Annotated in this window: 7 protein-coding genes; all 7 read left to right on the top strand. The window is 65.3% G+C overall.

Annotated elements, in window-relative coordinates; translation table 11 throughout:
* The first annotated feature begins 124 nt into the window (after positions 1 to 124).
* The 7 genes from AC5P56_RS00035 to AC5P56_RS00005 all read left to right on the top strand — a co-directional run bounded on the left by AC5P56_RS00035 (position 125) and on the right by AC5P56_RS00005 (position 12,619).
* Complete coding sequence (locus AC5P56_RS00035; protein WP_445391887.1) at positions 125 to 1,189, top strand: hypothetical protein; 1,065 nt, start codon at positions 125 to 127, stop codon at positions 1,187 to 1,189.
* Positions 1,190 to 1,649: 460 nt separating this feature from the next.
* A complete protein-coding gene (locus AC5P56_RS00030) occupies positions 1,650 to 2,159 on the top strand; it encodes a CS1 type fimbrial major subunit (RefSeq protein ID WP_227864377.1) in 510 nt (169 codons plus the stop codon).
* A gap of 53 nt (positions 2,160 to 2,212) precedes the next feature.
* Positions 2,213 to 4,939: a TcfC E-set like domain-containing protein gene (locus AC5P56_RS00025; protein ID WP_495231374.1), complete on the top strand. Its 2,727-nt coding sequence runs from the start codon at positions 2,213 to 2,215 to the stop codon at positions 4,937 to 4,939.
* Entirely contained in the window at positions 4,936 to 6,069 is a 1,134-nt protein-coding gene (locus tag AC5P56_RS00020; RefSeq protein WP_049404505.1) for a CblD like pilus biogenesis initiator family protein, read from the top strand. Before AC5P56_RS00025 ends, AC5P56_RS00020 begins: the two co-directional genes overlap by 4 nt.
* A gap of 18 nt (positions 6,070 to 6,087) precedes the next feature.
* Entirely contained in the window at positions 6,088 to 6,795 is a 708-nt protein-coding gene (locus AC5P56_RS00015) for a pilus assembly protein (protein WP_481453521.1), read from the top strand.
* Positions 6,796 to 6,856: 61 nt separating this feature from the next.
* The gene (locus AC5P56_RS00010) at positions 6,857 to 11,803 is read left to right on the top strand and encodes an ESPR-type extended signal peptide-containing protein (protein WP_495231373.1); all 4,947 of its coding nucleotides are present in this window, start codon (positions 6,857 to 6,859) and stop codon (positions 11,801 to 11,803) included.
* A 69-nt stretch (positions 11,804 to 11,872) separates the two neighbouring features.
* Entirely contained in the window at positions 11,873 to 12,619 is a 747-nt protein-coding gene (locus AC5P56_RS00005; RefSeq protein ID WP_445978744.1) for a hypothetical protein, read from the top strand.
* Positions 12,620 to 12,760: the final 141 nt, after the last annotated feature.

Here is a 12,760-nt window from a genome sequence, read left to right as displayed (position 1 = left end):
GGTTGGCACGCTCTTCAACGCGACAAGACCGCGTGATTCAGGGGTCTCACCAGCTTCACAAGCGCTCGCGCAGCCTCAGGACGCCAGCTGCATCCGCAGCACCTGAAATGGAGCGTCCATCCCGATGAGTACCCGATTCGACCCACCCGAGCGCGGCCCGCTCGGCGCTGACGTCGCCGCTGTCGTCACTGCCCCCATCGTTCCTCCCGCCAGCGAAAGCGCGGTGTCGTGGGGAGCCATCTTCGCTGGCGCCGCCGCCGCCGCTGCGCTCTCTCTCATCCTGCTGATCCTCGGCGTGGGCCTGGGGTTGTCGTCGGTGTCGCCCTGGTCGTTCGAAGGCGTCAGCAAGGAAACCTTCGGCTGGTCCAGCATCGCCTGGCTCACCTTCACCGCGCTGGCTGCTTCCGGCCTGGGTGGCTATCTGGCGGGTCGCCTGCGTACCAAGTGGACGCAGATCCACGGCGACGAAACCTACTTCCGCGACACCGCGCACGGCTTCGTGTCGTGGGCGGTGGCCACGCTGCTGACCGCGGGCCTGCTGACGTCGGCCATCGGTGGCGTGCTGGGTGCGGGCGCAAAGGTGGCCGGCGCCACTGCCGGTGCCGCTGCGTCCACCGTCGGCGTGGCTGCAGCCGGTGCCAGCGGCGCTGTGGCGGCTGCACCGGAAGGCGACCTCGACTATTGGGTGGATGCGCTGTTCCGCAGCACGACCCACGCAGGGCCGGCCGATCCCGCAGCGCCGCCGCCGGGCGCACCGATGGACCCGGATGCCGCGCCACCGCCGGCAGCGGGCGCCGGTCCGCGCGACGCGCGCATGGCCCCACCGCCGCGACCGGCGCCGGGCAACGGTCCGATCGGCGATCGCCGCGAAGTGCGTGCCGAAGTGAACCGCATCATCGTCAACAGCCTGCAGGGGGAAGGCCTGGATCCGGCCGATACCCAGTACCTGTCACAGCTGATCGCGCGCGAGACCGGGATGAGCCCGGCTGAAGCGCAGGCCCGCGTGACCGATGTGCAGACCCGCATGCGTGCAGCGCTGCAGAAGGCCAGGAATACCGCCAAGCAGGCTGCCGACGACGCGCGGAAGGCGACCGCCTACGCCGCATTGTGGCTCTTCATCACCCTGCTGATCGGCGCGTTCTTTGCCAGCCTCAGCGCCACCTGGGGCGGCCGCCGCCGCGACCTGTAATCCACCCTTCCATGCAAGGAGACCTGCCATGAAGATGATTCTGCTCTGGTTGCTGGGCGTGCCGATTCCGCTGCTGATCCTGTACGCGATCTTCTTCTGATCGCACGCCACCGCGCCGTGCCATCAGGCCGCCGAAAGGCGGCCTGATGCCATCCCGCAGATCCACGCCACGCGTGGATGCCCCACAGTAGAGTCGAGCCATGCCCGACTCTACAAACGCAATGCAATGAGGTTTATTGCATTCAAACAGTGAGGGAAATTGCATAACCCTCAAACATAGAGCGCCTTCAAAAATTCTCCTTAACGTTCAACGTTTTAGGAATGCTTGAATGGCCTGCATGGCAATGGATTTCTAACATTCTCTCCGTCGCCCGCACCCATCCCCGCGGGCGGCGCTTCCCTCCCTTTTCTCCTTGGGGAGGGGAGCTTTCAAATTCCCCCTTGTCCGAGAGAGACAATCATGCACGCCATTATCAAGAAGGCCGCGCTCGCTGCAGCGCTGGCCACTGCTTCGCTGTCCGCGCACGCTGTTGAAACCAGGATCTCCGTCTACGCCGACGTCGACCCGACCCTGGCGCTGCTGCGCGATGACGGCACCCCGCTGCCGGACCTGGTCACGCTGACCCACGATCCGCTGCGCGGCCTGATTCCGGACACCCAGCGCGTCCGCATCCACTCCAACGATGAAACCGCCGATATCGAGGCCCGTATCGACGGTCCATTCGTGCTGGCCAACGAGACCGGCGCCGTCACCGTGCCGATGACCATCAGCCTCAACAACCGCGCACTGGGTACCACTGCCATCGAGTACAAGGCGGCTGATCTGTTCACCGGCGCCGGCTCCACTCCGGGCGCCTCGATTTCGATGCCGTTGACCATTGCCCAGACCACGCCGGCGCCGATTGCCACCAAGGGCCGCTACGCCGGCATCGTCAGCGTCGTGTTGAACCAGAAGGCCACCACGCCGTAATCCCCGCGCGCCGGTCCGCACGCCGGGCCGGCCGCTTCTACAGCGGTACCCCCATGATTCGACACGCCCCCGCCGTCACTCGGCTGGCGGTCGCGCTCGCCCTGGCAATGGTTGCTCCCTTGGTGGCGGCCCGCGGCGTGCCCGCCGGTTTCGAGGATCTGGTCGATGGCCAGACCGAACAACTCGACATCCAGCTGTTCGGCCGCTCGGCCGGGCTGTCGCCGGTGCGCGTGACCCTGGAGCACGTGCAGCTGGAAGATCCTGCGCGCGTGCTGCAGGCGCTGGCCCTGCCTGCCGAAGCACAGGCCGCGTTGCTACCGGCGCTGTCGCAACCGTTGCCGCGCAACAGTCACCTGGCCTGCCGCTTTGGTGGCGCCACGGCGGGGTGCGGCTATCTGGACCCGCCCGAAGAGCCCACCGCGGCGCGCGCGCTGTACGACGAAGGCGAGGGCGCCGTGCGCCTGTTCGTGGCGCGGCAGTGGATTCCCGGCGAGCCGGCAGCGGAGCGTTACCACACGGTCACGGCCAATGCCGAGAACGCCTTCCTGCACCAGCAGACGCTCAATGTGAGCGGTGGTCGCGATAACCAGGCACTGTCCGCGCGCGGCGTGGGCACGCTGGGCCTGTTCGACCGCGGTCATCTGTCCGCCGAGTGGTACTACACCCAGCAGCGCTACCGCAGCCGAAGTGACGACGACTTCCAGTTCGACAACGTCTATTACCGCCATGACCTGGGCCAGGCGCATTACCTGCAGCTCGGGCGCATGGATCGCCGCAACCTGTCCAGCCCGCAGGGTGGCACCTTCAGCTTCAGCATGCTGCCGCTGGACCGCTTCCAAGGCGCGCGCGTGGGCACCACCCAGGCCTACGTGGACACCGACGCCGCCGTGCAGGCGACGCCGCTGACCGTGCTGCTGGCGCGCGATGCCCGCGTCGATGTCTTCGACGGCGAGCGCCTGCTGCAGACCTTCTACCTGCAGGCCGGCATCAACCAGATCGACACCCGCAATTTCCCCTTCGGCAACTACCTGGTGCGCATGCGCATCTACGAGGACGGTGTGCTGGTGCGCACCGAGGAGGCGCCGTTCGACAAGGGCGGCGACTGGACCAACAGCCAGTGGCAGTGGTTCGTGCAGGGCGGCCGCCGCAACGAGCGCCGCAGTGATCGCTTTGATGGTGAAAGTGTGGCGATGGCCGGCGTGCGCGTGCCGCTGGGCCGCGATGCCGCACTTACCGCGGGTGCCGCCAACCTCGGCGGCCACAGCTACGGCGAGCTGCGCCTGGACCTGCGCCGCGTGCTGGCCACCCAGGAAATGCGCGCCACGCTCAGCGGCATGCGCGGCAGCGATGGCAGCAATGGCCAGCAGCACCAGCTGTCGTACCGGCGCAAGGCGTCGTGGAATCTCTACCAGCAGCGTATGCGCGGCAAGGCCTGCCAGTTCGAGGCCGATGCGCGCGACCAGCTGGGCTGCACCAACTCACTCAGCGGTTCGATGTCGCTGCCGCTGGCCGGCGGCAACGTCTACGTGGGCTACACCCGGCGCCAGACCTGGCGCACCGGCTGGCATCGGCCTGAATTCGAGCAGGACCCGTTGTTCGGGCTGGATCCCTTGCTGCCGCCCGGTCCGCTGGAGCCGCGCCGCGAGCCCGTGCTCAGCCGGACCTGGCAGGCCAGCTTCAGCCGCAGCCACCGCTGGCAGGACTTCAGCGTGTCCACGCGCGTGGGGCTATGGCAGCAGCGCAGCACCGACAGCGTGCGCGGCAGCAACGAGCGTGACCGTGGCATCTACTTCAACCTCAGCCTGACCCGCCTGCAGCGTAACCATGACAGCAGCGGCCAGCGCCGCTACGCGGTGGACGTGCGCCAGCCGCAGCATCAGCGCCCGGCCATCGACTACAGCGTGGGCCAGAGCCTGCGCCAGGACCGGGACACGCACTATCGGGAGCTGAACGCCGAACTGCGCGCCAACAACAACGATCGCTACAGCGCGTCACTGAGTGGCCAGCTGCAGAACGGCATCGGCAACACCACCGCCAGCATCGCGCACTATCAGCAGCGCGGGCGTGGCGAGACCGGCTACAGCGGCAGCCACAGCTCCGGCTTCGCACTGGGCCGTCGTGGTTTCTACTGGAGCGGTGCCAACGGCGCCGAGGCCGGCTTGGCCGTGCAGGTGGACGGTTTCGACGATGCCGACCTGCATGGCGTGGCCGCGGAATTGCAGGTGGGTGGGCTGCGCCGACAGCGTCTGCAGATCGGCGAGCGCCGGCTGCTGCCGCTGCAGGCCTATCAGTCGCAGCGCGCCGAAGTGCAGGATGCCAGCACGCTGGACAGCATCGCCGCGATCCGCGTGACCGGCGTGGGCGGTGCACGGCCGATGTTCCTCACGCCCGGCAAGCTGATGCGCATGCCAGTGCCGATCGAAGTGACCTACACCTTCATCGGCAACGCCAAGGACCTTGCGGGGGCGCCCCTGGGCGGCGCCCGCATCCTCAATGCGCCGGTGCCCGGCACCAGCGCCAACGGCAGCTTCGTTGCCGATTTCCCGCGCCGCGAAACAACGCTGTACCTGCTGCAGGACGACCGTCTGCTGCATTGCCCGTTGCAGGTGCGCGAGCGCCGCCAGGTGGTGCTGCTGGTCGGCGCCGTGCACTGCGAGCCGCTGGCCGTGGCCCAGCTGCCCCCCGAGATCCGCCAGCAGGCCCGCGTGACCCGCCTGCTGCAGGAACGCGCGTTGATCGCCGCCACGCCCCAGACCGCTGCTGCAGGAGGTGCGCCATGAGCCGGCGTTGGATGTGTGTGTTGATGCTGGTGTGTGCGCTGGTTCTGGTGATGCCACGGGCGTGGGCGCAGTGGCCGCCGGAGACGCATCCGACTGACCAGAGCCGGGACATCGTGATGAGCTGGGATCGCTCGGCGGTGCCGGGTGATGTGGAGCTGTGGGCGCCGCGGACGGTGCTGGGGTTCAGTCACGATCTGGCGTTCAAGTATGGGCAGATCCATGTGGTTTGTGGATCTGCTTCTGATAGTGAGTTTGGGCGGTGCCCGACGGAAGGTGAGCCGAGCTCGTCAGGGGGAACAACAGAGATAGCATTGCGTCTCGTTGAACTGAGGACTGGTCTGCGTACGGAGATTCGCGCGGTAGGAAGCCTGCAGCGAGTTATGTCGGGTCCTCGCTGCAATTTCGATTACTGGGACCGTCAGAAGCACATTCTGAACAGCGTATTCTGGTACCAATGTGCATCTGACGAACCGATCGGCACAGGTGCTGCTCTGATTGTTCCGGCATCTGAGCTTGCGCGGCTCGTGGCAGGCCACTGGAAGGCCGCGATGCGCCTGAACATCAAGGCCGATCCCGCCGCAGCACCTGTCGCCACAGCCACCTTCAACTTCGATTTCACCGTCACCGACTACGACGCGATCTCGATCTACTTTCCTGGCTTCGATGGCATCGCGCCGCTGGTCAACATGGACCTGCGCTACGACCCCATCCGCAAGATGGTCGGCGGCTACAAGGAAGTGGACATGTGCCTGTACGACGGCGTGGGCTCGCAGAGCGAGTTCCTCGGCGTCACCGTGCGCGACAGCGGTCCACGGCCACCACCAGGGCGTGACTATGCGGTCTGGCACGGGGATGGCGGCAGTGATGACACCCAGCGCCTGGACTACCAGGTCGGCCTGAAGTACGGCGGAAACCTGCTGGCCATGAAACACGGCGAGGAACAGCTGCTGCGTGGCATCGACAGCGCGCAGCTGCGCCTGGTGATGCTGCCGGGCATCAATCAACCCGTGTACTGCGTGCCCACCCCGCTGGTGCTGGAAACGCCGCCTACGCCCATCGCCAGCAAGCGGCCCGGTCTTTACGACGGCGAGCTGACGGTAGAGCTGCGCGTGCCGACCGCCAAACCCTGATCACCACGGAGCCTCATCATGAAGAAGCTGCTGTTCTGTCTGTTGCCGTTGAGCGCGCTGCTAGCGCCGCCGGCGCATGCCAACCTCTCCATCCATCCAATGCGCGCGGCCGTCGATGGCAAGCGCGGTACGCAGATCCGCGTCTACTCGCACTCCACACAGCCGCAGTACGTGCAGGCACGCCTGTTGCGCATCTCGAATCCTGCCCAGGTTGGCGAGGAAGAGGTGGAAATGGAGGCGGCCGACGCCGCGGTCGCCATCACCCCTGGGAAGTTCGCACTGACTGGCGGAGGCAATCGCCTGATCCGGGTGATTCCGCTACGCAGCGTGGAGAAGGAAGTGGCCTACCGCGTCTACTTCGAGGGTGTCAGGGGACCGGACGGGACCCTGCTCGAGGGTGACGAGCAGGCGGCACAGGCCAACGTCGGCGTCAGCCTGGTCTGGGGTGCGCTGGTGAACGTGCTGCCCGCCAATGGCAGCGTGGATCTGCAACTGCAGGGCGACACCCTGCGCAACGTGGGGACCTTGCGGGTCGGCATCACAGGGCTGGCCGAGTGCACTGGCAGTGGTGCCTGCACGACCCACGACTTTGCCAAAAGCCTGTACCCGGATGCGGAGCTGAAGCTGCCGTTCCAGCCTCAGCGGGGCAACACCGTGCAGCTGCATTACCGCCTGTCCAAGGACGGCTACCGCGAGCACGTAACCACCCTGGCGCCGAGCGCCTGAACGTTCTGGCCCCGCGCTGTTCGCGGGGCCTCATTTCCGATGTCCTGTTAAGGGAGAGAGCATGAACCACATCTATCGTCGTATCTGGAGTGCCGCCAAGCAGTGCTGGGTGGTTGGCAGTGAGTTGAGTGCACTGCGCGGGAAACCGCAGGGTGGCGGAGCACGCTTGTCGGGAAACTGCGCTGTACTGGCTGCTTGTTTCTTCTTCCTGCCGCTGGCGCAGGCGATGGAGCCTGCGCACTGCGAGTCCGAACAGACCGAGTGCGCGCCGGATGCTTCTGCGACGAACACGGTGCGCATGAATTCGTCGCTCAAGGCAACAGGTGACCTTTCCCGCGCCGGTCTCCTGGCCGTAGGTGAGACGCTCTGGGGGGACGGTATCAAGCGCAACGGCGATCACAACACTGCCTTTGGCTACCGCGTCGAGGTGACCGGTGGTTACAACACCGCGGTGGGTTCGAATGCGCGTGCCCATGGTCTGGGCTCGACGGCGCTGGGCAACAATTCCTGGGGCAGCGGCGTCAACAGCGTAGCGGTGGGAAGTGGCGCGCAGGTCACCACCAATGGCGGCGTGGGTGCCATTGCCATTGGCGCAGACGCTCGTGCTGGAACGAGTGGCGTTTCCGGTGCTGTATCAATCGGCCATCAGGCGGTCGCTCGATACGATGGGGTGGCACTGGGGTACCGTGCCAATGCCTTGGCCTATAACTCGGTTGCCCTGGGAAACGGTTCCACAGCCTATGAGGACAATATCGTATCGGTCGGGAGTTCGAGCAACAAACGGAGAATCGTCAACGTTGCCCGCGGCAGTACGTCCTATGGGAGCACCGATGCTGTAACGGGCGGGCAACTGTACGAAACAAACCAGACTGTCAGCGCCATTGGAAGCGTGGCAGGCACCGCCAGTTCGAATGCCAGCGCTGCGCTGCGCGACGCCAACGTGGCCCAGTCGACCGCAGACACCGCCCTGCTCAGAGCCAACATCGTGACCGGTCTGCTCAATCAGACGTCTCCTTCCAGTAACGTCCGCGTCGGCGGGAGCAATAGCGGAACAGTGCTCGATGTCCGCAACAGCGCCAGTGCAAATCGCAGGATCACGGGCGTGGCAGATGCCACGCTAAGCACGACAAGCACGGATGCTGTGTCAGGTAAGCAGTTGAATGCCACCAATATCGGTGTCATCGGAGCGCGCTCCATCGCCGACTCCGCGAAGATCGATGCTGGCAACGCACTGGCGAAGGCCAACTCGCTTTGGGGCCTTCTGCGCGAGACATCCACCTCGGGAGATGTCCTCCTCGGCGCATCCAACGGTGGCACCATGCTGGACATCCGAAACAGCGCCAGCGCCAATCGCACGATCACGGGCGTGGCGGATGCCAGATTGAACACGACCAGCACAGATGCGGTGTCCGGCAAACAGTTGAATGCCACCAACACCAAGCTGGCAGATGCACAGCGCGCCGCAGACGCGGCAACCGCGCGCCTGAATGCATCCGCCCCGGCCATCGGGCTGGCGGCAGAAGCGGAGGGAAGCGGAAGCGCTGCGAGTGCAGCGATGGGGCGCTCGGCGAAGGCCTACAACACCAACAGCATCGCAGTTGGTGCAGATGCTCGGGCCAGTGTCGACGCCAACGGCGACAAGAGCGCTGCCACCGGTGCAGTCGCTCTCGGTGCTGCAACGCGCAGTGGCAACGGCGCGGTGGCGGCAGGCCTGCGTGCTTCGGCAGTGGGCGATCGCGCCGTGGCCGTAGGCAATGATGCCACGGCCGCGGCGACCCATGCCGCCGCGCTGGGCTACAAGGCAGATGCGAGCGGCAATCAGGCCGTCGCCATTGGCCGGGAGGCCGCCGCATCGGGTTTGTATTCGACGGCGCTTGGCAATCTTGCAAAGGCGGGTGCCGAAAGTGCCATTGCGTTGGGCGACCGCGCCCTGGCATCGCACACGGGAAGTGTCGCTCTGGGCAACGGCTCGCAGACCACCGGCATCAATCAGGTCTCGGTCGGCAGCTCCAGTATCAAGCGCAAGATCGTCAACCTGGCGGATGGCGCTGTCAGCAGCAGCAGTGCCGAGGCCATTACGGGCAAGCAGTTGAATGAAACCAACGGCCGGGTAACAACTGCACAGAATGCCGCCAACGACGCGCAGGCCACCGCCAACGCCGCACAGGTTGATGCCAGCAAGGCCTTGGCTGAAGCCACCATATTGGGTGGGCTGGTCGGGCAGGTTTCGGCCACGGAGGCTGTCCGCCTGGGTGAGAAGAACAGCGGCACCGTGCTGGATGTACGCAACAGCGCGAATGCGAACCGGAGACTGGATGGCGTGGCCGATGGTGCGATCAGTGCCAGCAGCTATGAAGCCGTGAATGGCAGACAGCTCAGTGCCACCAATGAGAAGGTGGTGGCTGTGGAAGGCATGGCCACCTCTGCGGCTGCGGACGCGACCCTGGCAAAGGCGGATGCGACCAAGGCGCTGGCCGAAACAGCGGTGCTGGGCGGGCTGGTGGCGCAGGTTTCCGCGTCCGGCGATGTGCGCCTGGGCGGGAAGAACAGCGGTGCGACGTTGGATGTGCGTAACAGCGCCAATGCCAATCGGAAGATCAGTGGTGTGGCAGATGGGATCTTGAGCGCCAGCAGTGCTGAGGCTGTGTCTGGTAGGCAGCTGCATTCAACCAATTCACGCGTCTCAGATCTTGAGGACATTGCACAGTTTGTGAGTATCGGCTCAGCACCCTTCAGTGAGCGCGCAGAAGCGGGTGCGGCAGGCGTTGCGGTGGGAAATTCAGCAAAGACGGGACTGGAGGGAGGAACTGCGGTAGGGACATTTGCGGAGGCGATGGGGAGGAACTCTACTGCAATTGGTAGAGGGGCAACTGTCTCTGTGGACTCCGAGAATGGATTCGCGATGGGGGTCGGGGCACAGGTCGGTGGAGGCGCGGGCGGTGCGAATGAAGGTGTCGCGATTGGTGCTGGCGCAAGAGTTGGAAGCGGGGCTCACGGCTCGCTGGCGCTTGGAAATAGTTCCCTAGCAGATGAAGAAGGAGTTGCGTCATTTGGGGGTGTCGGCATGCAGCGCCGCCTTGTAAACATCGCCCGAGGCACCGCTGACCACAACGCCACCACTGTCTCCCAGCTCAAGGATTCCCTCGCCACCCTCGGCGGCGGCGCAGGCATGGATGCGAACGGCAACATCATTGCCCCTACTTATGCAGTACAGAGTGGAACTCAGAGCACCGTTGAGGACGCGCTGGTGGCACTCGACGGCGCTGTGATCACCGCAGGCCGCCGGGCGGAGAAGGTGGAAGGCCAGCTCAGCTCGATCTTCCAGGAATCACCCTCGACCCGCGCCGACGGCATGAGCCAGATCGCGCTTAATGGAGTGAATGGCATGGTGCTGACCAACCTTGCTGACGGTCGAGTGGCGCCAGGAAGCCGCGATGCTGTAACCGGCAGTCAGTTGTACGCCGCCGAGCAGAAGATCTCGCAGAATCGGAACGATCTGGAGGCGATGCGCAAGGAGCGGGAGATGGGCGAGCAGGCCATGCGTGGATTGGATGCGAGCGTCATCGACTACGGCGGTGCGCGTTTGACTGGTGTGGCTGAGGCAGGGCTGTCGGCTGATAGCTCGGATGTTGTGCGCGGTAGTCAGCTCTATGAGACCAACAGCCGTGTTTCGGCCATGGAAGGAATCAGCCAGTATGTCAGTGTGGGTACGGCTCCTGAGCATGGCAGTGCTCAGGCTGGTCCGGTTGGTCTCGCCATTGGAAACTTGGCAAAGACGGGCATTGAGGGTGGCACTGCAATTGGAACTTTCGCCGAGGCAATGGGCAAAAACTCAATTGCCATCGGACGGGCGTCCACTGTCTTCCAAGGCTCAGATTCCAGCTTCGCCGTCGGGACTGGAGCTGAGGTTGGTAGGGGCGGCGAGCCCGGTGCAATCGGAGCCATTGCTTTTGGTGCTGGTTCCAGAGTCGATTCCGGGGCCGATGGTTCTATCGCGCTCGGAAGCGGCTCTTATGCAGCCGAGGCGGGGGTTGTGTCGTTTGGTAGTGTTGGTACGAAGCGCCGCCTCGTAAACATCGCCAACGGCACCGCCAACCACAACGCCGCCACCGTCGGCCAGCTGCGTGGCGCACTGTCCGCCCTCGGCGGAGAAGTCGATACCAATGGCAACATCGTCGGCCCCAGCTTCAACGTGCAGGGCCAGTCCCAATCCACGCTCAATGGTGCATTGGAAGCGCTCGACGGCGCAGTCGTCAGCACCACCTCGCGGGTGAACCAGGTCGAATCCCAGCTCCGCTCCGTGTTCCAGGAAACTCCCTCGGTGCGTGCAGACGGCACCCACCAGCTCACCCTGGCCGGTGCCAACGGCATGGTCATCTCCAACGTGGCCAACGGCCTGATCGCGGCCGGCAGCCGCGATGCGGTCAATGGCGGCCAGCTGCATTCGATGCAGCAGCAGATCAACGGCCGCATGGATGGGCTGGAGCAGCGTATCGACGATCATCCGCAGGCCCGCGCCATGGCGGCGGCATCCACACCTTCGCCGTCCACCGAAGAGATCGCGCCGACGCCGGAAACCAGCGGCTCGCCGCAGATCGCCTCTACCGGTGAAGGTGACAAGCCGACGCCGCAGCCGAAGCCGAAGCAGGACGACACGCCCAAGCCGCAGGTCGACACCGCCGACCTGGAAAAGATGCTGGCCCGGGCCAACGAGTACACCGATGGTGCGATCAGCACCTTCGAACGCCGCCTGGACAAGATGGACAAGCGCTTCAACCGCATGGCGGCGATGAGCAGTGCGCAGAGTGCGATGGCGATGAATACCGCCGGCCTGGCTACCTACAACCGCCTGGGTGCGGGCGTGGGTTACAGCGAGGGTGAGTCGGCGATGGCGGTGGGCTACCAGCGTGTGCTGAACGAGAAGGGTTCGGCCACCTTCAGCCTCAATGGTGCGTTCACCAACAGCGGTGAGCGCAGCATGGGCGTCGGCGTGGGCATCGGCTGGTAAGCCGTGCAGCCCCGGCGTGGTGCGCGTAATGAACCCCGCCGCGCCGGGGTCCTTGCCGAGGAGATGGCAATGTATCGATGGGTAAGCCGATTCATCAGCTACCGCACGTTCTATCTGTGGCGGGCGCGTTTCTACTACTACACCCGCAATCTGGATCGCTGGGTGCAGTTCACCTTGTTGTGCCTGGTGGGCATGGTGCTGGTGCTCTGGTACCACTGGCGGGTGGCGAGCGTGCCGCCACCGCGCGTGCATCCGGAGGCCGCCGCGCTGCGCGTGGACAACATCACCCAGGAAGCGATCCACCGCATCGTGCTGGTGCGCCATGGCGGCCCGACACCGGGCGAGCCGTTCACCACGCCGGAAGACGTCCGCGCGGGAACGCTGCGCACCCTGCGGGTGCGACAACTGCTGGACAGTGAGAGGGTGTGGCAGCTGAAAGCCCACATGCTGGCCGACATGGCGGCGTACATCGAAGCCACGGGCAGCTGCTTCCCCTTCCCATGCTGGCAGGTGAGCCACCGGCTGGAGCTCATGCGTGCGGCGGAGGCGGAGAACGCAGCCATCAACCGGGGGCTGGAGCCGGTGCTGGAGGTGCCGTTGGACAGGATGCCCAACCTCAACGGCGGTGAGCGCGCGCGGATACAGACGGCGTGGTCGGACCCGTTCGGCGATGTCTACAACCAGACTTGGTTGCTGGGCGATCTGCAGAACATGCACGCGCGGATGATGATGGCGTACCCGCAGCGGGTGGGAGCACCGTGGCTGATGCGCCTGCTTGGCGATGAGCCGGAGGAGCAGCACCATGATGTCTGGTAGGGCAGCGCGCCTTCTGTAGAGCCGAGCCATGCTCGGCTGCTCTTGGGCCAGGTGTCCGGATGCCTGATGCACAGTGCGGACCAACGGTCCGCACCCACCAGAAGAAGGAAGCAGGCAGCGCGCCTTCTGTAGAGCCGAGCC

This window comes from Stenotrophomonas sp. YJH_SMC_131 (genome assembly GCF_059367975.1).
Note: the sequence above shows the minus strand (reverse complement) of the source record. Positions and strands in the feature narration are given on the sequence as shown.